The sequence below is a fragment of the Palleronia marisminoris genome, from assembly GCF_900172315.1.
GTDB lineage: Bacteria > Pseudomonadota > Alphaproteobacteria > Rhodobacterales > Rhodobacteraceae > Palleronia > Palleronia marisminoris.
The window spans coordinates 1-20,545 of sequence record NZ_FWFV01000016.1; the positions used below are offsets into that span (position 1 = coordinate 1).

Below are 20,545 nucleotides of genomic sequence, written 5' to 3' on the forward strand. Positions count from 1 at the left end.
ATCGATGACAGATCCGGGCTGGTGAAGCGGGGTGATCGTGATATCGTCTTCCAAGGCGTATCGCTCCTTCGGGAGGTTCTGGCAGGCTTTGACACCCGCCACGATACGCCGCCTTCTCAGGCCCCATCACCCAAAATCTCGCATAGCTCGCAGGCCCGCTACGGGAGCGCGTTCTCGACACACTGGTTCTGACTTCACGGCTGCTGCGGCAACAGCCGAAGGACAAAGGCAAGATCTTCAGCCTGCACGAGCCGGAGGTGGACTGCATCTTCAAGAACAAGGCGCGGGTGCGCTACGAGTTCGGCGCCAAGGTAGTGTCGCCGCCACGATCGACGAGGGCTTCATCGTCGGCATGCGGGCAATGCCCGGAAATCCCTATGACGGCCATACCCTCGCCGAGGTCATTGAGCAGATCGAGGTGCTGACGGACCGCCGGCCCAACCTCGCCGTCGTTGACCGCGGCTATCGCGGGCACGGCGTCGAGACGACACGGGTGCTGATCAGCGGCACTCGCAAGGGTATGACGCCGACACTGACCAAGCTCCTGCGTCGCCGCAGCGCGATTGAGCCGGAGATAGGCCATATGAAGACCGACGGGCGACTGACGCGCTGTCCGCTCAAGAGCACCACCGGCGACGCGCTCTTCGCCGTCCTCTGCGCCCGCGGCCACAACATTCGCAAGATCCTCGCCCACCTCAGGGCCCCTTTTGGCTCTCTTGATTGGCGCCATTCTCAGCGCGTTCAAACCGGATCGCATTCACGCAACGGGAGCGGTCATCGCCTGAGCGGATTGTTCAGGGCGGACTAAAGAAGAGATCGGTGCCCTCAGATGTGGTGACCAGAGCCATGACAGGATTCCCTCAGGTTGAGCTTGCGCAAGTTCCGCAAGAGGATGGAGCATTCCGCCTGTCGTGAGCGGTGTCTTCGCCTCGGGCTATGCCGGCCCTTTCCAGGTGGGGTCCTTCCCGGCCGAAGCGCTCGACGGTTTCGACCCGACCAGCCTAGCAAGCGCTGAAAACCATGCGGCGCGGAAGCTGCTGCGCAGTTGCCGATCGTGCAGCCCAGGCGCGGACTTTGGAGATCGAGCAGCCGTGGCTCACCTGGCGGCGGAAACGGGCGCAATTTCGGCAACTGCGCAGCAGCCCCCGCACCGCATTGCTTCTGCGTTTCGGTAAATTGAGATTATGCCGCGATCGCGACCGCCTTGCAATGCTCGGCGGTGCGAGTCTCGGAGGACCAGAGGGAGCGTAGACGGATCTCCCGCCCATTTCGGCTTCAACCTATCGACGCACCTCGATACGAAGAACGGAACACCGCATGCCCGACACCATGAGAGCCGCCGTACTGACCCGCTTCGGCGGCCCTGACGCGTTCGAGATCCAGACCCTTCCCGTCCCTTCGTTCGGCCCGCGGCAGGTACGCGTTCGTGTGCATGCCACGGCGATCAACCCGCTCGACTACAAGATCCGTCGCGGGGACTACGCTGATGACGTACCGCTGCCGGCCGTGATCGGTCACGACGTCTCTGGTGTCGTGGAGGCCGTCGGTGCGGACGTCACCGAATCCGCCCCCGGCGACGAGGTCTACTACACCCCGAAGATCTTCGGCGGCGCCGGATCGTACGCCGAGGTCCATGTCACCGACGCCCTCCTCGTCGGCCGCAAACCACGCAACGTGTCGCACGTCGAGGCTGCGAGCCTGACGCTCGTGGGCGGGACCGTTTGGAAGGCCTTCGTAACCCGCGCCGGCCTGCGCGTCGGCGAGACGATCCTCATCCATGGCGGTGCCGGCGGCGTCGGGACGATCGCGATCCAGGTGGCTAAGGCCATCGGCGCGCGGGTCATCACCACGGCACGCGCCAACAACCATGATTTCGTCCGTTCGCTCGGCGCGGACGACGTGATCGACTACACCTCGACCGACTACGTCGATGCGGTGAACGGCCTCACCGACGGACGCGGGGTCAACGTCGTCTTCTACACGGTCGGCGGCGACACGCTGACGAGGAGCCCGTTCGTGCTCGCCCCGCTGGGGCGTCTCGTTTCGATTGTCGATAACTTCGCGCCGCAGAACCTCATCGAGGCCTGGGGGCGTAACGCCTCCTACCACTTCGTCTTCACCCGCCAGAACCGCGGCAAGCTCGACGCGCTGACGAATCTCGTCGAACGCGGCCTCGTGCGGCCGGTAGTCGGCGCCGTCCTGCCCCTGGGGCGCCTGGCGGAAGGGCACGAGGTCCTAGAAACGGGCTCGCGCCGCGGGCTGCGAGGCAAGGTCGTGGTCGACGTCACGGGCGAGGCGGCAACCATCGTGCCGCCGCTCACCGTCAGCCTAGCGCAGCCGCTTACTCCGGGCCTCGCGCCCGCGTCGCTCCCTTCCGGAGAACCGACATGACCACCGAACTCGCAATTCTTCGCGTCCGGCCCGGGAACCTAGTCCCGAAGGATCTCGGTCCAGTCACCAGGACCCTGCAACGGTCGAGGCACACGACGGCTCAACATGGGAGGACGGCCGCGGGATCCGGCGAGGGCCCGGTGATGGGCTTCATCGTCAACCCGCTGGCGGGGCTTGGCGGCCCGGTCGGTCTCAAGGGCACAGACGGTGATGACATCGTGCGCGAGGCGCTGCGTCGCGGCGCATTCCCTGTCGCCCAGCAGAAGGCGGTCGAGGCTCTGATGCGGCTGTCGACCATAGTCCCCTCGCTGCGGGTCGTAGCCGCAGGCGGCGCAATGGGCGAGGACGCCGCCTCCGATGCGGGATTTCTACCCAGCGTCATTCATCGGCCGCATGGAGTTCCGTCGACCCGAAGCGACACGATCTCGGCGGCCGCCGCGATGGCGCACCATGGGGTCGACCTCATCTTATTCGCGGGGGGCGACGGCACAGCGCGCGACATACTGGCCGCTGTCGGCGATCGCGTGCCGGTGCTGGGTGTTCCTGCTGGCGTGAAGATGCATTCGGCCGTGTTCGCGACAAGCGCCAATAGCGCCGGCCTGCTCGCCGCGTCGTTCCTCGCCCATGAACCTGCGACAAGACTGCGCGACGCCGAGGTCATGGACCTCGACGAAGACGCCATCCGAACTGACCGCGTCTCTGCCCGACTGTTCGGCTATGCTAGGAGTCCTTACGAGCGCCGCCTTGCACAGAACGCCAAGGCAGGGGGCGGCCCCGGCGAAGACGCGGCGCTGGACGCGACCGCCCGCCAAGTCGCCTCCGCGATGCGCCCGGGCCGCCTTTACATCCTCGGGCCCGGCACCACCACCCGCCGCGTCTCGGACGCCCTTGCCTTGCCGTCCACCTTGCTTGGGGTCGACGCTGTGCTGGACGGCGAGATCGTTGGCCTCGACCTCGGCGAAAGTGAACTGCTGCGGCAGATGAAGGGTCACGAGGCCCACATCATCGTCGGCGTCCTCGGCGGACAGGGCAGCCTGTTCGGGCGAGGCAATCAGCAGATCAGCGCCGAAGTCATTCGCCGGACCGGACGAGAGCGGATCACCGTAATCGCCAGCATCGAGAAGCTGATCGCTCTGTCAGGCGCGCCTCTGCGGGTCGACACCGGCGATGCCGAAACCGACGCAATGCTTTCGGGCCATTTCCACGTTGAGACTGCCCCGGGCCGGAGAACCCTCGTCAGGGTCGTAGCCTGATCCCGTTCCCTCCAAAACACCTAAGGAGCTATCAATGCAACCGCCTACCGCACATCCCTACATGGCCAACTCGGTGCCCGCCATCCAGCGGGAAATGCTGGACTCCATCGGCGTCCGCGACATCGAGGAGCTGTTCGTCCAGATACCAGCAGACCATCGCCTCGCGCGCCCGCTCGACCTGCCGCCGGCGCTGAGCGAACATGAACTTCGGCGACACTTGGTCGAGACGCTGTCGAAAAACAGCACCACCGAGGACAATCTGAGCTTTCTTGGCGCCGGCATCTGGCAGCATCACGTTCCGGCGGCCGTGGATGAAATCGTCCGACGCAACGAATGGCTTACCTCCATCTATGGCGTGCCCAGTTCCGACCATGGCCTCTATCAGTCTTGGTTCGAGTTCTGCAGCCAGCTTGGCGAGTTACTGAACCTCGATCTGGTCGGCATGCCCGTACGTAGTTGGGGTACCGCCGCCGGACACGCTTTGCGCATGGCGGCCCGGCTCACCGGCCGCAATGAGGTGGCTGTCGTACGCGCGATCGACCCCGAACGCCTCTCGATCATCCGCAACTATTGCGAACCCCCGGAGATGGCAGATCACATCGTTGTCCACCTCATAAACTACGATCCCGCCACTGGGCTGGTTGATCTCGATCAGCTGCGGGCAACGGTCGGCGCGCAGACGGCCGCTGTCTACTTCGAAGTACCGTCCTACCTCGGCCTGATCGACCATCAAGCCGCCGAAATCGCCGCGATCGCCCGCGCGGCCGGCGCCGAGACCATAGTGGGGGTCGATCCGATCTCTCTCGGCGTGCTGTCCGCGCCGTCAGACTACGGGGCCGACATTGTCGTCGGCACCATCCAGCCCCTCGGCATCCACCTCCATGCAGGCGGCGGGGTCGGCGGTTTCATCGCGACGCGCGACGAACCTCGCTACGCTGGAGAATATCCGACGCTGTTCATCAGCATCGCCGAGACCATCAAGCCAGGCGAGTACGGGTTCGGGCGCGCCCTTCTCCACCAGTCGTCCTACGCCCTGCGCGAAAAAGGCAAGGACTGGATCGGTCACTCCGTCTACATGTGGGCGGTCGCCGCCACGGCCTACATGGCGATGATGGGGCCGCAGGGCTTCGCCGAGATCGGTGAAATCATCGTGCAACGCGCCCACCACGCCGCGCGCCGCCTCGGCGAACTCGAGGGGATCACGATCACTTTCCCCTCAGGCTTCTTCAAGGAATTCGTCGTCAATTTCGACGACGCCGGAAAGAGCGTCTCCGAGATCAATGACGCCCTGCGCGCCGAAGGCATCTTCGGCGGGCATGACCTCTCCTCCGACTTCCCGGAACTGGGCCAGAGCGCACTCTACTGCGTCTCAGAAGTTCATACTCATTCCGACATCGAGCGCTTGGCCGGCGCCCTTCAGAAGGTGATTTCACAATGAACGCCATACTCAAGCAGTACCAGGCGCCCGTCTGGAACGAGCCTGTCATCATGGAGATGGGCTACCCCGGTCGCCGCGGAGTGCTCTTCGCGCCCGCGGAGCCGGAGATCCGGCAGCAGGTCGGCGACGTGTCGGCCTTGATCCCGTCCAAACTGCGCAGGCAGGACAGACCGGCCTTGCCCGAGATGACGGAGCCCGAAGTTCTTTATCACTACCTGCGCCTCTCCCAGCAGACACTGGGCATGATGGGCATAAGCCTCTTCGGCACCTGCACCATGAAGTACAATCCCCAGATCAACGAGCAGATGGCCTGGCGCCCGGAGATCACGGAACTCCACCCCCTGCAGCACGAAGATACCATGCAGGGCGCCCTCGAGATCGTGCATGAGATGGATCTGATGCTGCGCGAGCTGTCGGGTATGGACCAGTTCGTGTTCCAGGCCGGAGGCGGGTCCGAGGCAGCCTACACCAACTGCGCGGTGACACGCGCCTATCACGCCTCGAAGGGCGAGTTGGAACAGCGCGACGAGATCATCGTGACGATCCAGAGCCATCCCTGCAATCCAGCGACCGCCGCAGCGGCCGGATTCAAGGTCGTCACCCTGATGCTCGACGAGAACGGCTACCCGTCACTCGACGCGCTCAAGGCGGCGGTCTCCAACCGCACCGCAGCCCTGATGGTCACCAACCCTGATGACATGGGCGTCTATAATCCGGAGATGAAGGAATGGGTCCGCATCGTCCATGAAGCAGGCGGTCTGGCCTTTTACGACGCCGCCAATTTCAACGCCACCATGTCGAAACTCCGCCCTCGAGAGATCGGCTTCGACGCCTGCATGTTCATGCTGCACAAGACCTTCGGCGCGCCCAAGAGCGGTGTGGGCGGACCGGCGACCGGCGCCTACGGATGCTCGGCCGAACTGGTGCCGTTCCTGCCGTCGCCTCTGGTGGTGCGTGATGAAGGCCGCTATCGCCTCGACGCCGACCGCCCTCAGAGCGTTGGCAAGATCCGGGAGTTCCTAGGCAACGTCCAGGTAGTCCTGAAGGCCTACGCATGGACCCGGGCGATGGGGGCCGACGGCATCGCGCAGGCCTCCGACATTTCAGTCCTGGCCAATAATTACATGGAGAAGGGACTGCTCGCCATCCGGGGCGTGACCCGATCCCACCCGGAGGCCACGACGCCGAGGATGGAGATGACCCGGTACTCGTTCCAGACGTTGAAGGAGGAGACCGGGGTCGACACCCACGATGTCCAGAACCGGATGTCCGACTTCGGGATGGACCCGCTGTGGCAAAGCCACGAACCTTGGCTTGTGCCCGAACCCTTCACGCCGGAAGCCGGTGAGACGTACGGTAAGGAAGCGCTGGACCAGTGGATCGCCGTGATCAGGCGGATCTCGGAGGAGGCCTATTCCAATCCGGAGCTCGTCAAGACGTCGCCTCATAACCAGGCGGTTCACCGTCTGAAGCCAGGCGCGACGGACGACCCCGAGAGCCGCGCGATGACCTGGCGCGCCTTCCAGAAGAAGCGGCTACGGCAAGCCCGGAGCGGGACCGACCAAATGCGCGCGGTAGTCGACTGACGCGCTGAAGATGGTGCAGGCGTGGCGCGTGCTCAACTGAACAAGAGGTCCCGACGAGGTTGCTCGCCGGGGCCGAAGCGAAAAACTTCTTCCGACGACAGGATCTCGCCTCAGCCTTCGAGATCAAGATGATCGCGCGGATCCCGTGAGGATAAGGCGCCCTGCGGCTAGAGCTTGGCGAGGTTGCGGTTTCAGTAGGGGCCAAGCGCCAGCACGCCCGGCGTCAAGAACCTCCGACGTCGCCGGCTTGTACATGACCTGAAAGGAGAGCAGAGCATGATTTACGCTAATTTCATCGATGGCAGGGAAGTTCAGAGCGCGGACGCGGTCGAGAACGTTAATCCATCGGACACGGACGACGTGATCGGGCAATTCGCCCGCGCGCAGCCCAAGGATGTCGACGACGCGGTCGCGGCCGCCCGCCGGGCGCTGCCGGGATGGGCGGCGAGCCTCCCGGGCGAGCGCCATGATATCTTACGGCGGGCTGCGGACGAGATCTTTGCCCGGAAGGAAGAACTGGGCCGGGCCTTATCTCGGGAGGAAGGCAAGACTCTCGCGGAGGGTATCGGTGAGGTGGTCCGTGCCGGACAGCTTTTGGGTTTCTTTGCGGGCGAGGCTTTGCGTCTATCGGGCGAGCTTTTGCCCTCGGTCCGGCCGGGCGTCGAAGTCGGGATGACCCGCGAGCCGCTCGGCGTGGTGGGCCTCATCACTCCTTGGAACTTCCCGATCGCGATACCGGCCTGGAAGATCGCGCCTGCCCTCGCTTGGGGCAACGCAGTGGTGTTCAAGCCGGCGGAGCTCGTGCCCCATTCAGCGTGGCTCCTCGTGGACATCCTGAATCGTGCCGGCCTGCCAAAGGGCGTCCTGAACCTGGTCATGGGGCAGGGGAGCCGGATCGGTCAAGCCATGATCGATCACCCCGATATCGAAGCGATTTCCTTTACCGGGTCCGTGGCGACGGGACGGCGGATCGCCGCCGGCTGCGTTGCGGCGACGCCGATGAAAAAGGTTCAACTGGAGATGGGCGGCAAGAACCCGTTCGTAGTTCTCGACGACGCGGATCTCGAGGTTGCTGTGGAGGCCGCTGTAAACGGGGCGTTCTTCTCCACCGGTCAGCGCTGCACCGCGTCTTCGCGGCTGATTGTGACGGAAAGAATCCATGATAGATTCGTCGCGGCTTTGATCGACAAGATCGATTCCCTGCGTGTCGGGCACGCCTTGAAGGAAGGCACGCAGATCGGCCCGGTGGTCGATCAGGGGCAGCTGGAGATCGACCAGCGCTACCTCGAGATCGGCCGTCGGGAAGGCGCGACCCTGAAACACGGTGGTCGCAGACTTGAACAGCCAACTGCCGGATTCTACCTTGAACCGGCGCTGTTCACCGAGGTGAATAACGGCATGGCAGTCGCCCGCGAGGAGATCTTCGGTCCCGTTGCCGCAGTGATCCGGGTGCGGGATTACGACGAGGCGCTCGCGGTCTCCAATGATACAGAGTTCGGCCTGTCAGCTGGGATCGCCACCACGAGCTTGAAATATGCGAGCCACTTCCGGCGCCATGCGCAGGCAGGAATGGTGATGGTCAACCTACCTACGGCGGGCGTAGATTACCATGTTGCCTTCGGAGGACGGAAGGCATCCAGCTACGGCGCGCGGGAGCAGGGCGCCTACTCGAGGGAATTCTACTCGATCATGAAGACCGCCTATGTCGCATCTTGACGCTGCCCACGGTCCCGAAGTCACCAAGCAAACTTGCTTCTACGGCATTTTGGCCGATCCGATCGGGCATGTGAAGACGCCACAGGTCATGCGTGACCTGTGGAGCAGTGCTGATCGTGGCACTAGGCCTCTGCGCGCCGTTCCTCGTCAATACGCTGAGCTTCCTAAGCATTCTCGCCGCGCTTTGGCTCTGGGCCGGCGAGCCCGCGCGCCAGGGACGCCTGCCACCCGAGACACTGGTTGCGGCGATGGGCGCGGGTTTGCGCTATGCGAGCCAGAGCCCGCCGCTCCAACGCACGTTGCTGCGCGCTGTTGCGTTCTTCCTCTTTGCCTCCTGCTTCTGGGCCATGCTGCCACTGATCGTGCGGGGCGTGCTTGGCGGTGGTGCGGGCCTCTACGGTCTGCTCCTCGGCGCGGTGGGCGCGGGTGCCGTCGCAGGCGCTTTCGTTCTCCCGACACTCCGGCGCCGGCTCGGCGCGGACCGGATGGTTGCCGCCGGGACCCTGGCAATGTCGTCCACGCTCCTGCTCTTCTCGCTTGCACCGGGCAACATGCTGGCGGTCGCGGCAGCTGCGCTGGGAGGCTTTGCCTGGATCGCGGTTCTTTCGAGCTTCCATGTTGCGGCGCAAATGGCGCTGCCGGACTGGGTGCGCGCGCGCGGGTTGTCGCTTTTCCTGATGGTCTTTGCCGGCACGATGGCCGTGGGAAGCCTGGTCTGGGGGCAGGTCGCGACCGCGACCGGCGTGCCTGTGGCGCTGGCCATCGCCGCCATCGGCGCGATCGTTGCGATACCGCTCACTTTGCGAGCCGCGCTGGAGATGGGGGAGCTGCCCGATTTCTCGCCAGCGCACCACTGGGCCGAGCCCGCTTGGGCGCTGCCCCGAGAGGCGGGCGACCGGCGGATCATGGTCCAGATCGGCTATCGCGTCGAGACCGCGCAGCAATCCGGGTTCACCGCGTGCATGCTGGACCTAGCAGCGGCGCGGCGACGCAATGGCGGCTTCGGCTGGTCGCTGATGCAGGACGCGTCAGACCTCGAGCGGTTCGTTGAGACCTGGACCGAGGCGTCCTGGACCCAGCATTTGCGTCACCATGCGCGGGTCACAGTGGCCGAGAAGGCATTGCAGGATCGGATCCGGAGCCATCTGGCTGCGGGCACCGCGCCCGAAATATACCATCTGGTGACCCCCGAGCCGGGCGCCATCCCGATACCATCTGGAAAGGAGACCAAGACATGAGTTGGAGTCCATGCCCCGACCCGACACTCGGCGATGCCGCCAGCGTGGACGCCGTCGAAACCGTGATCGTGCCCCGCGCCGTTGATCTCGGCGAGATGACCGTGCGCCGGGCCCTGCCCTCGACCGCGCGCCAGATGGTCGGCCCGTTCATCTTCTTCGACCAGATGGGTCCGGCGGAATTCCTGACCGATCAGGGCATCGACGTGCGGCCGCATCCGCACATCAATCTCGCCACGGTGACCTATCTGCTCGAAGGAGAGATCCTGCACCGCGACAGTCTCGGAACCGAGCAGGCGATCCGCCCAGGCGCAATCAACTGGATGCGCGCAGGCCGCGGGATCGTCCATTCGGAACGCACGGCGCCAGAGCTCAAGCGCACCGGGCAGCGGCTCTTCGGCTTGCAGACTTGGGTGGCGCTGCCGGCCGCTGAGGAGGAGTCCGACGCGGCCTTCATTCACCATGGCGAGGCGGAACTGCCGGTGATCGAGGAAGGTGACTTGAGTCTCCGCCTGATAGCGGGCGCGCTCCACGGCGCGCGCTCGCCGCTCGTGACGGCCTCGGAGACGCTCTATGCCGATATCGCGCTGGCGGCGGGCGGGAGCTATCGGGTGGAGGCCACGCACGAGGAGCGCGCGCTTTACATTCTCGCAGGGTCTGTCGGGGTCGATGGAAAGACATATGAGCCGGGCACCCTGCTGATCCTCGCGCCGCGCGCCGAGGCGGTGATCGCGGCCGAGGGCTCCGCCCGCCTGATGCTCTTCGGCGGCGAGCCGATGGAGGGGCCGCGCTACATCTGGTGGAACTTCGTCTCCTCGCGCCCCGAGCGCATCGAGCAGGCAAAGGAGGAATGGCGCCGCGGCCGCTTCGACACAGTGCCGGGCGACGAGGCGGAGTTCATCCCGCTGCCGGACAACGGTACGCGCCCGCGGCGTGCGACCGGCGGGCGCAAGATGGGCGCGGAGGATCAGTCATGACTGCCATTCCCGGACTGCACCACGTCACCGCCATCTGTTCCAGCCCGCAGGACAATCTCGATTTCTACACGCGCAGGCTCGGTCAGCGGCTGGTGAAGAAGACCGTCAACTTTGACGACCCCGGTACATATCATCTCTATTACGGGGACCGGACCGGAACGCCGGGGTCGATCATGACCTTCTTCCCCTTTGTCGGTGCCGGGCCCGGCCGGGCGGGCAACGGCATGGCGTCGGCCGTGGCCTATGCCGCCGACGCCGCAGGCGTTGACGCTTGGATGGAGCGCTTGGCGCTCGACGCCATCGACTTCGACGGGTCGGAAGAACGGTTCGGCGCGCGCGTGATCACGTTGACCGATCCCGACGGGCTGCCTGTCGAGATTGCCGAGACCGCAGACATGGCGCCCGGCGGCTTCCATTCGGTCACGCTCCGCCTCGCCGATCCGAAGCCCACTGCTCGGCTTCTGACCGGCATCATGGGCTACGAGGAGCTTGGTGAGGAGACGCGCCCCGGCTTCTCGCGCCTGCGTCTGCGGGTGCCGGGCGGCGCCAAGGGCAGCGTCATCGACCTCGTCCGCAACGATGCCGCACCCTTAGGGCGGTCGGGCGCGGGAACGATCCACCACATTGCTTTCCGTGCACGCGACGCAGAGGAGCAGAGTGGCTGGCAGGACCGCCTGCGCACGGCTGGGCTCGACGTGACGCCGATCATCGACAGGCAGTATTTCACGGCGATCTACTTCCGGGAACCGGGCGGCGTGCTGTTCGAGATCGCCACCGATCCGCCGGGCTTCGCCATCGACGAGCCGGAGCACGCGCTTGGCCGCAAGCTGATGCTGCCGAAGCGTTACGAGCCGCATCGCGCCGGCATCGAGGATGTGCTGCCGCTGCTGTCGGTGCCCGCATGACCGGCGATCCGCACGGCACGGCCCGCATTCACCGGCACGGCGAGGCGCGGGCCGAACGCGCGCTCGTGCTGCTGCATGGCCGCGGGGCGGGGGCAGGTGACATTCTCGACCTCGGCGCGGCCCTCGTGCCGGCCGGGGCCGCGTTTTTCGCGCCCGAGGCGGCCGGGCGCTCCTGGTGGCCCACGAGCTTCCTCGCCCCCATGGCCGCCCTCGAACCCTGGCTCGGATCGGCGCTTGCCGCCGTGGAACGGGCCGTCGCCGCTGCGCGCGAGGAAGGGTATGCGGAGGACCGGATCTGCCTCCTCGGTTTCAGTCAGGGAGCCTGCCTCGCGCTGGAATACGTCGCCCGTTCTGGCCGACGTCTTGGTGCCGTGGGGGCACTGTCGGGCGGCCTCGTCGGTACCGGCGACGCCGAGGGCGGCCCCTCCAAAGCCCTCTACGGCCACTCCCCAAAACGCTTCGACTATATGGCCGATCTTGCCAGAATGCCCATCTACCTCGGTTGCCACGCCCGCGACCCGCATATCCCACTGGCGCGGGTGCGGGAAAGTGAGGCCGTGCTCTCGGGCCTCGGCACCACCTGCGAAGTCGTGATCCATCCCGGTGCCGGTCACGCCGTCACAGCCGAGGACGCGACCGCCATGCGCAGGTTGCTGGTTTCAGAACAGAGCACGCAATAGTTTTCCGAAACAGGAGCTGAACGATGACGATCCTTGTTACAGTCCTACTTGCCGGCCGGATCGCAGCCGGAGCAGCACGCGGTGCCTGCGTTGCGCGCTATCAGCCCGCCGCTCTGATCGGGGACGCCTTGGCGATTTTCGCCGGACCCATTGCAGGGTGATACCGTGACCGGGTCCTTCGACGCCGTGATTGTGGGCGCCGGCCAAGCCGGCCCGCCCCTTGCCGGTCGTCTGACGGCGGCCGGCATGACCGTCGCGCTGATCGAGCGCCAGCGCATCGGTGGCACATGCGTCAATTTCGGCTGCACGCCGACCAAGACCCTCGTCGCCTCTGCCCACACCGCGCATGTGGTCCGGCGCGGGGCGGAGTTCGGCATCGACACCGCGCCGCCGCAGATCGACATGGGCCGGGTTCGCGCCCGGATGCGCAGCGTCGTTGCGTCTTCGCGAGACGGGCTCGAAGCCTGGCTGGGCGGGATGGAGAGCTTGACGCTGCTCCGGGGAAAGGCACGGCTTACGGCGCCGGATACGGTCGAGGTCGATGGCGAGACGCTGACCGCGCCGCGCATCTTCCTCAACGTCGGCGCTCGACCCGCACAACCGGACATGCCCGGCATCAAGGGTATGCCGTACCTCACCAGTACGACGATCCTCGAGCTCGACCGCGTCCCGAAGCATCTGGTGATCGTCGGCGGCAGCTATATCGGCCTCGAATTCGCGCAGATGTACCGCCGCTTCGGCGCCGACGTGACGGTGGTCGAGCGCGGACCGGCCCTGATCCCGCGCGAGGACCCGGAGGTGTCGCAGGCCATTCGGGGCATACTCCAGGCCGAGGGCATCGCAGTACGCCTTGACGCCGACTGCATCGCGCTCGCCCCGAGTTCAGAGGGTGTCTGTGTGCACGTGAGCTGCGACGAGGGTGTGCCTGAGGTGCACGGGACGGACGTGCTGCTTGCGGTCGGCCGGACGCCGAACACCGACGATCTTGGCCTCGACGCCGCCGGCCTTTCCGCCGACACGCGCGGGTTCATCCCGGTGAACGAGCGGCTGGAGACCGCGGTGCCCGGCATCTGGGCGCTAGGCGATTGCAACGGCCGGGGCGCCTTCACGCATACCAGCTGGAACGACCACGAGATCGTCGCGGCGAACCTGCTCGACGGGGCTGACCGCAAGGTCTCGGACCGGGTGCCGGGCTACGCTCTCTACATCGACCCGCCGCTCGGCCGCGCTGGCCTGACCGAGGCGCAGGCACGTGCCGCCGGGCACAGGGTGCGGACCGCCTCCCGCCCGATGACCCGCGTTGGCCGCGCCGTCGAGAAGGGCGAGACACAGGGGCTGATGAAAGTGGTCGTCGATGCCGATACCGGCACAATCCTCGGTGCCGCCATCCTCGGACCCGGCGGCGACGAGGCGATCCACGGGGTTCTCGACCTGATGACCGCCGGCGTCCCGGCAGAAGGCCTGGCATGGGCGGTGCCGATCCATCCCACCGTCTCCGAACTCCTGCCGACGCTAATCGGCGACCTGATCTGATGTCGCGTTGCCCTTAGAGTATCTGTCTTGATCGAGCTGGTTTCGGCGTCCATTTGCGGTCTTGTTGGACAAGCGCGTTGGCGAGTTCGATCAGCTTTCGCATGAGAGAGAAGCCCGCAAAGCGGAGCATCGACGCCACACCAACCATGGTGGACGACCTTGAGAAGGCAATGGTGAACTGCGGCACAAACAGGCTGAAAGCCATGCGTTCGGGATAGAAGCTGATGGCAACGGCCGCAAAACCGGCGGCAGACAAACTCTTGATGAAAGTGATGACGCCAACCCTCTGTTCGACTGGCAATCTAATTTTGCTCTGGGAGTTCCGCGGGCACATGGTGGTGCGGTAACAGTGGCAGGTCAGTGTCGGGTTTCGTCCTCGCGGTTTCATCTCACCGTGCTGTCGCTCGGCCTCAGCTTGCTCGGCCGCCCAGACGCCGGTCGCCTCGACCGCCACTGGCGATACTGTGGGCACCACCCCAGATGCTGTCCGTCTCCCGGCCGGGACCGTTGCGCGCCGCGTCATGCGGTAGAGCGCGATCGACGCGAAGATCGCTCCGGCACAGGCCAGAACGCAGAGGGATCAACGCGCTTCATCGCCCAGCCGGTGATGATTGGACCAAGTACCGCGCCGATGCTGAAGGTCAGGATCAACCTGCACGAAGCGGTTGGCATCTTTGCTGCATCTTCGAGCACTCAAACACCGCATTTGAGACAAGGTAGGCAACGGCGGTTGCGGGCTGCCGCAACCAACTTCCGCGAAAATCGAACCAGATGCGGCGTCGAGCTTGCTCGGCGCCGATTTGCGTAGCATCGCCAGCAAGTTGTCCTCGATGGTCAGCCGATGCGCGTTGGCCTCGGCGTCCCAATCCACAACAATCCGATCCACAAGTTCGTGCAGCTCGTCAGCCGCGCGACCCGCCATGGCCTCTTCCGAGAGTGTCGCGGCCAGGTTGCCCACCATCTCCCGGTAGAGCTCCGGCAGACCTTCAGGCAACTCGACGTCCGACGGCACGATCTCGCCGCGGCTTGCTGCCATACGTGCCAGATCCGCGTCGATCTGGTTCAGTTCGTCGACGAGCGACTGCGACCCCAGCCCCTGCTTCGCCAGAATGATGAGGTTGCGGCGTCCGGTCTCCAGTTCCATCACCCGCGCGTCGTGGAGGCGCAGCTTGTCCTCGGCAGCGCCCTGGCTGTCGCGCAGGCGCTTATGAAACCGGTTCCGGAACGTCTCGTAGGCCTCGGGCTTCATCAGGTCCTCGCGCAGGCCCGACAGGACCAGGGGCAGGGCGACGCTGTCGCGCAGGCCTCGGAAGCCCGTGCACACGCTGGGGCCCTTCTCCTTGGCATCGGCACAGTAATAGGTCTTGTATTTGCCCGCCCCGGCGACCGTCATCCGGCTGCCGCAGAGGCCGCAGTGAAGCAGCCCTGATAGCAGATACTTGCGCCGGCGCAGCGCCTGCCCGGATGACAGGCGGTTGCGGTCGGTGGTCTCGACTTTTGCCCGACGCTTCGTTTGCGAGGCTTGCCGCGCCTTCACCTCGTTCCAGAGGTCCTGGTCAACGATCCTCAGCTCCGGCACCTCGACGACCTGCCAGGCGCTCTCGGGGTTCAGCGTCGAGCGCTTCTTCTCGGTCAGCGGGTCCTTGCGGTAGCAGAGGCGGTTCCAGATGCGCCGTCCGACATAGAGCTCGTTGTTCAGGAGGCCGGTCCCGCGTTCGCGATTGCCGTTGATCGTGTTTTGCTTCCAGTGTCCCGACGACTTGCGCTTCGACCCAACGGACGGGGAGGGGAAGCCGTCATCGTTCAGGTCGCTGGCGATCCGGATCGGCAAGCGACCCGCCGCGTATTCGCGGAAGACGCGGCGCACCACCGCAGCCTCGACATCGTCGATGTCCAAGGCGCCCTTCACCGGCGCGCCGCGGTCGTCGGTGCCGGGCTTGTAGCCGTAGATGCGGCCGCCGCCGTTCAGGCCACGCAGAACCTGTCCCTCGATACCGCGATGGACATTGGTGGAGAGCTTCTCGAGGAACATGCTGCTCAGCAGCGACGACATGTGGATCGACATCGTGTCGGCCTTGCCGCGATCGACGGTGTGGATATCGACCTTGGCGTGCGTGGCGAGCTTGTTGAAGCGCGCAAGGTGCTCGGGATCGCGTGAGATCCGGTCGAGGGACTCGGCGAGGACGACGTCGAACCCCCGTGTCTGCGACGAGAGCGCCTCCGATAACCGAAGGAAGTCGGCCCGGTCGTGGCTCGCCGTGCCGCTGATCGCCGATCGGAGAACCGCTCGACGATGATCCATCCTTCTCTCGCGGCATACCGCTTGGCCAGGCGGAATTGATCCTCCACCGACATCGGGCTCTGCATGTCGGTCGAGTAGCGCGCGTAGAGCGCGACACGGCGGGGAGCCTCGGAAGAGGATCGCAAAGTCATACCGACGGCCTTTGCATCTCGAGCAGCTGCTTCAGGTCGAACGAGGAGACGGACGACCGTGCGTACGATACCTCCACACCAAGAGCGTCGCAGAAGCCGTAGAACTCGCCGAGCATTACCACATCGCGGCACACGCGGGCACCGTCTTCGGCGACAACGACCGAAGCACGTCCCTCTTGCAGGCAATCACGGAGCGCTTCTATTCCCGGCCGGTCGTCGCGGACACCGCTCACGCCATTGTCGATGAATATCTCGCCGATGCGCCAGCCTTGGGCCACTGCGTGCGCCGCGCAGACGCGGTGCTGCTCGGCAATGGCGTCATCGTCACTGACAGCCGATCGGAGATAGAGGGCAGCAATCATCGTAGTTCCTTCCGGGGTTGGGTGAGGGGTAGTCGGATCGGGTAAGCGAATCGTTGAGGCGCCAGGCGACTCTTCGGCTTTTGTTCATCCATTGCCGCCAGACTGCTCCTATCGCGTCAGGCGTCGCTTCCTGCTGTTCCCGCTCCTGCGAGAGCTTGCGGACCGCGGCTTCTGCGAGAAGGTCGATCAGTCTGTCGAGCGGCATCGGCGGAGTCCTTTCCTGTTCGGGCATCAAGCAACCGACATGGCGGACGCCTACCCGAGCCTTCGCGCATGAGTGGCCGATAGCGCCCGCGGGAGACCCCCGTGGGCGCGCCTGCCTCAGCGGAACAGCAGGGCGGCGTGCACAGGCAGCAGCAGCACGAGAGCAGCGCGCACGAGCAGGCTCGGGTGGCGGCGCACGAAGTTTCGCGTTCGGCGACGGCAAGCGGACATGTTGGCTCCTGTTCGAATGCGTGATGAAGTCGGCGCGAGACGCGCGGCGGATTGGCTTGCGCAGGCGCAGCGGGGGCAGGGCGGATGTGCAACCTCTACTCATTGTCGAAAGGCCAGGCGGCCATCCGAGAGATCGCCAGCGTCTGGACCGACCGGACAGGAAACCTCGCGCCGCAGCCTGCGATCTTTCCGGATCAGTCGGCGCCCGTCATCCGTATGGGCGACGATGGCCGGGAACTCGTGATGATGCGGTGGGGCATGCCGTCGCCGAGCTTCGCGCTGAAAACCCGCAAGACGGATCCGGGCGTGACGAACATCCGCAATGTCGGATCGCCGCACTGGCGGCGCTGGCTCGGACCCGAGCACCGCTGCCTCGTGCCGTTCACCAGCTTCTCGGAGTATCGCGTCGAGCTCGAAAAGTCGCGAACCCCCGTCTGGTTCGCGCGCGCCGAGGATCGACCGCTGACCTTCTTCGCGGGGATTTGGACCCGCTGGACTTCCGTGCGCAAGCTCAAGGAGGGGGAGGTGGAGGCCGACCTTTACGGCTTACTGACGACCGAAGCGAACGCGACCATTGGCGAGATTCATCCCAAAGCTATGCCCGTCATCCTGACCCAGCCAGAGGAGTGGGAGACCTGGCTGACAGCGCTCCTCGACGAGGCGAAGGTGCTGCAACGGCCGCTATCGAATGACGTCCTCGAAATCGACGCAGAAGGCATTAAGGAGGATCCGGAATGCGCCTGATGGTGTCTCCGGTCCTAAAAGGGTTCAGCGAGAAAGAATGTCGAAGATGACTATATTTTCGCCGATCGTGCCGCTTGAATAGCCATGCCATGAGGTTGGCAAGCTAATTGGTCGCGCAATAGCATAGTCTCCACATGGCGCGGAACCTCGAACGGGCACCCCAGCGTGTCGGGTGGTAGGAGTATCTCGAAGGCTACGAGCCGCAAACGCATCGAAACGAACTGTTTCTCCGAATCGAAGTTTGTACTTTAGAAAATTACTCAGTTCTGTGTCTATTCGGCGATAACCTTATCCAGACCGAGCGCATTGCGCCGAGCTGCCGTGTATAGTTCCTCGAGGTCGGCAAAGGATCCGCGGAAGCGATCCGCATACACCGTGTCGATAAGTTGTCCTGAAGAGGGGAAGTCATCGCCACCACTATAGACATCAAAGCGGAAGATGGTCTCTTCGCTGTCACTGTCAAGCGCCATGCTATTTGAAACTTTTTATGACCGAAACGAGCGATGAAGATATCGTCGCCAAGGTCGCTCCAGGTGATCTTTCTTCTTCGGGTAATCTCAAGAAGTTTCGGAAGTAGATCTTCGAAATTCATTTCCAGACCTCACCAGCCTGCTGTCTAAGGGTGTTCTCCCAGTCGACGATTGTTTCCTGAATGCCAATCCAGAGCACTACGTAGTGTTCCGTTCTTGTATTTGGCGTCGCCAGATGCGGCGTATCCAATGTGAGTTCGGACGATCTTCGGTCGTCTATTTACGTCATCCACAGTGTTTTCGCTCGCTCGAACGTCACCTGCGTGGTGGAGCATCTCCCGTTTCAGTGTTGCCAAGAGAGCATGTGCTGGGCCGTAGTGATCGCTTTCAACGAATTGCACCAGCATATTAAGGTGTGAATGAGCATACGCTAAGAGCTGGTTCCGAGAGTTGCCCTCAGCTGTGCTACGGCGGTGACCGCAGCGCTCGCTTGCTGTGTGGCAGCTTTCGCCTATCTAAAGGCAACGATGAAGCCGACGAAGGTTATTACGAGTCCGATGGCAGAGAGAACAGTCCCTCCCCATGTTGCCGCTCCCTGAGGGCCGGTCGCGGTAAACCAATCCCACGAGTGTTCGGCCGAGTCTTCTCCGACAATTTTCACGCTCCCGGCAATTGTGGCAGTGCTGGGCGACAATCCCACAACCGGCGCCAGTCGCTCCTTCGCACCGCACTTGAAGAAAGGACCAGACCCATGAGACTCTCCTTGATCGCGCTCCTCGCCTTCTCCGGCCCGGCGCTGGCGCAGCCGTCACCCCCGAACCAGGTGGAATCCGTCAATACCGGCGAAGTCCCGATTTCGATCGTCGAGATCGCGACGGGCCTAGATACGCCATGGGGAATGACGTTCCTGCCCGACGGGCAGATGCTTGTGACGGAGCTGCCAGGCGACCTTGTCGTCGTCAGCCCCGACGGCACAGTCTCGGACCCGATCGAGGGCACGCCCCCGGTCTTCGCCCAGGGACAAGGCGGGTTGATGGACGTGGCGCTCCATCCCGACTTCGCGGAGAACCGGCAGGTCTACCTCTCGTTCGCCGAGCCGGGCGAAGGGGCGACGGCGGGCACCGCGCTGGGACGAGGCCGGCTTTCGGACGACCTCAGTCGCATCGAGGACTGGGAGGTCATCTTCCGTCAGGAGCCGAAGGTCGAGGGGCCGAACCATTTCGGCAACCGCATCGTCTTCGACGGCGACGGCCACGTGTTCCTGGCCCTTGGCGAGCGCTTCCAGTTCGGTCCTGCGCAGGAGCTGTCGAACACGCTGGGCGCGGTCGTCCGGCTGAACCTCGACGGCACCATCCCCGAGGACAATCCCTTCGTGGGCGAGGAAGGTGCCGAGGACGCGATCTGGTCCTACGGCCACCGCAACATCGAAGCCGCGATCTGGCACCCCGAGATGGAGCAGGTCTGGGTGACCGAGATGGGTCCGCTGGGCGGTGACGAGCTGAACGCCCTCGAGCCCGGCGCGAACTACGGTTGGCCGGTGGTCAGCTGGGGCATCAACTACGACGGCGTGGAGATCCCCAACCCTTCGGAGTTCCCCGAATTCGCGGACGCGGTCTATAACTGGAGCCCGGTACGCTCCCCGTCGGGCATGATCCTTTATACCGGAGAACTGTTTCCCGAGTGGCAGGGCGACGTCCTGTTCGGTTCACTGTCTGCCGGTGGCGTGGAGCACGTGGACATGGAAGGCGGCGAGGTCGCGGGGAGCGAGTTCATCCCGATGAACACCCGCATCCGCGATGTGGTGCAGGGGCCGGACGGGGGCGTCTACCTGCTGACCAACGTCAGCGGCGATGCCGCGGGCGCAGTCTGGCGGATGGAGCCGCTCGAGGTGCATCCCCCTTCGGCTGATGGCGGGCGCTCTGGTCCTGGCGCCGAAGAAGACGGCGCCTCTGACTGAGCATCCGCATCGACGAGGTGCTGACTCGGAGCTGGCGGTGCAAACCGTCAGTTCCATGCTGCCTGCGGGGCCTGATTCGACTTCATTGCTTCAATATCCCGAGCCTTGTCGCTCAAGCTGCTGTCGTAGTTCAGGAACGCCGGCAAATTCGCAGCGAGAGGACGGAAGACCTCAGGCCGCATCGCCGGGCCGGAGAATGGCTTCGCTGCGGTCCTTCGCTGGGGCCTGCATCAACGCCCGAGATGCGCAGGAAGCGGACCTGCCAGTCGGACGCTTCGTCGCCTTATCGATGTGGAAGAAAATGTCCCTTGGAACCACCTGCTTCCATCCATCGACCGGTTGCCGCACTTCTCGCCACGGTCAACGTCAACCTCGACAGGGGCGCGTGACGCTCAAGATGGGCGCGGCTCACCACAATGACCCTGCGCAA

At 64.6% G+C, this 20,545-nt stretch carries 17 protein-coding genes and 2 pseudogenes; 14 read left to right on the plus strand and 5 right to left on the minus strand.

From position 1 onward, the window contains the following. From PAM7066_RS19200 to PAM7066_RS17265, 12 genes and pseudogenes are all read left to right on the plus strand, one after another. Window positions 1–192, plus strand: a 192-nt coding sequence (locus tag PAM7066_RS19200) for a hypothetical protein (protein ID WP_217808392.1), incomplete at its 5' end; no start/stop codon positions are given. Next, window positions 153–785: pseudogene (locus PAM7066_RS17215) on the plus strand (transposase family protein); the annotation flags it as partial. The gene PAM7066_RS19200 and the pseudogene PAM7066_RS17215, both read left to right, overlap by 40 nt. Window positions 786–1,317: 532 nt before the next feature. After that, window positions 1,318–2,391 (plus strand): zinc-dependent alcohol dehydrogenase family protein, encoded by a 1,074-nt coding sequence (locus PAM7066_RS17220; protein ID WP_085855462.1) that lies wholly within the window; start codon window positions 1,318–1,320, stop codon window positions 2,389–2,391. Window positions 2,392–2,534: 143 nt separating this feature from the next. After that, window positions 2,535–3,644, plus strand: a complete 1,110-nt coding sequence (locus tag PAM7066_RS17225) for an ATP-NAD kinase family protein (protein ID WP_217640000.1) — start codon at window positions 2,535–2,537, stop codon at window positions 3,642–3,644. 34 nt (window positions 3,645–3,678) lie between these two features. Further along, complete coding sequence (gene gcvPA / locus PAM7066_RS17230) at window positions 3,679–5,082, plus strand: aminomethyl-transferring glycine dehydrogenase subunit GcvPA (RefSeq protein ID WP_085855464.1); 1,404 nt, start codon at window positions 3,679–3,681, stop codon at window positions 5,080–5,082. Beyond that, window positions 5,079–6,668 (plus strand): aminomethyl-transferring glycine dehydrogenase subunit GcvPB, encoded by a 1,590-nt coding sequence (gene gcvPB, locus PAM7066_RS17235; RefSeq protein WP_085855465.1) that lies wholly within the window; start codon window positions 5,079–5,081, stop codon window positions 6,666–6,668. Before gcvPA ends, gcvPB begins: the two co-directional genes overlap by 4 nt. A gap of 276 nt (window positions 6,669–6,944) precedes the next feature. Beyond that, on the plus strand, window positions 6,945–8,384 hold the full coding sequence (locus PAM7066_RS17240) for an aldehyde dehydrogenase family protein (protein ID WP_085855466.1): 1,440 nt from the start codon (window positions 6,945–6,947) through the stop codon (window positions 8,382–8,384). Between the two features lie 92 nt (window positions 8,385–8,476). Further along, a complete protein-coding gene (locus PAM7066_RS17245; RefSeq protein WP_085855467.1) occupies window positions 8,477–9,622 on the plus strand; it encodes an MFS transporter in 1,146 nt (381 codons plus the stop codon). Continuing rightward, window positions 9,619–10,596 (plus strand): pirin family protein, encoded by a 978-nt coding sequence (locus tag PAM7066_RS17250; RefSeq protein WP_085855468.1) that lies wholly within the window; start codon window positions 9,619–9,621, stop codon window positions 10,594–10,596. The genes PAM7066_RS17245 and PAM7066_RS17250 overlap by 4 nt, the downstream gene beginning before the upstream one ends. Further along, window positions 10,593–11,501, plus strand: a complete 909-nt coding sequence (locus tag PAM7066_RS17255; protein WP_085855469.1) for a ring-cleaving dioxygenase — start codon at window positions 10,593–10,595, stop codon at window positions 11,499–11,501. Before PAM7066_RS17250 ends, PAM7066_RS17255 begins: the two co-directional genes overlap by 4 nt. Next, window positions 11,498–12,181: an alpha/beta hydrolase gene (locus PAM7066_RS17260; RefSeq protein ID WP_085855470.1), complete on the plus strand. Its 684-nt coding sequence runs from the start codon at window positions 11,498–11,500 to the stop codon at window positions 12,179–12,181. Before PAM7066_RS17255 ends, PAM7066_RS17260 begins: the two co-directional genes overlap by 4 nt. A gap of 165 nt (window positions 12,182–12,346) precedes the next feature. Beyond that, window positions 12,347–13,714 carry an FAD-containing oxidoreductase gene (locus tag PAM7066_RS17265; protein ID WP_085855499.1) on the plus strand — a complete coding sequence of 456 codons (1,368 nt, stop codon included), beginning with the start codon at window positions 12,347–12,349 and terminating at the stop codon, window positions 13,712–13,714. A gap of 13 nt (window positions 13,715–13,727) precedes the next feature. Here PAM7066_RS17265 and PAM7066_RS17270 read toward each other — a convergent pair whose 3' ends face one another. The 4 genes and pseudogenes from PAM7066_RS17270 to PAM7066_RS17280 all read right to left on the minus strand — a co-directional run bounded on the left by PAM7066_RS17270 (window position 13,728) and on the right by PAM7066_RS17280 (window position 16,509). Continuing rightward, complete coding sequence (locus tag PAM7066_RS17270; RefSeq protein ID WP_085855471.1) at window positions 13,728–14,168, minus strand: hypothetical protein; 441 nt, start codon at window positions 14,166–14,168, stop codon at window positions 13,728–13,730. A 126-nt stretch (window positions 14,169–14,294) separates the two neighbouring features. Next, window positions 14,295–16,016, minus strand: coding sequence for a recombinase family protein (locus PAM7066_RS17275; protein WP_085855472.1), 1,722 nt, complete (start codon window positions 16,014–16,016; stop codon window positions 14,295–14,297). Window positions 16,017–16,030: 14 nt separating this feature from the next. After that, window positions 16,031–16,147 (minus strand): annotated as a pseudogene (locus tag PAM7066_RS19585) (hypothetical protein); the annotation flags it as partial. Beyond that, window positions 16,144–16,509 carry a recombinase family protein gene (locus PAM7066_RS17280; RefSeq protein WP_085855473.1) on the minus strand — a complete coding sequence of 122 codons (366 nt, stop codon included), beginning with the start codon at window positions 16,507–16,509 and terminating at the stop codon, window positions 16,144–16,146. The gene PAM7066_RS17280 and the pseudogene PAM7066_RS19585, both read right to left, overlap by 4 nt. A 519-nt stretch (window positions 16,510–17,028) precedes the next feature. Here PAM7066_RS17280 and PAM7066_RS17285 point away from each other — a divergent pair. Then, the gene (locus PAM7066_RS17285) at window positions 17,029–17,688 is read left to right on the plus strand and encodes an SOS response-associated peptidase (protein WP_085855474.1); all 660 of its coding nucleotides are present in this window, start codon (window positions 17,029–17,031) and stop codon (window positions 17,686–17,688) included. A gap of 272 nt (window positions 17,689–17,960) precedes the next feature. Here PAM7066_RS17285 and PAM7066_RS17290 read toward each other — a convergent pair whose 3' ends face one another. Continuing rightward, window positions 17,961–18,158: a hypothetical protein gene (locus tag PAM7066_RS17290; RefSeq protein WP_085855475.1), complete on the minus strand. Its 198-nt coding sequence runs from the start codon at window positions 18,156–18,158 to the stop codon at window positions 17,961–17,963. A gap of 751 nt (window positions 18,159–18,909) precedes the next feature. On the opposite strand from PAM7066_RS17290, the gene PAM7066_RS17295 reads away from it, so the two are divergent. Further along, complete coding sequence (locus PAM7066_RS17295; RefSeq protein WP_085855476.1) at window positions 18,910–20,115, plus strand: PQQ-dependent sugar dehydrogenase; 1,206 nt, start codon at window positions 18,910–18,912, stop codon at window positions 20,113–20,115. Window positions 20,116–20,545: the final 430 nt, after the last annotated feature.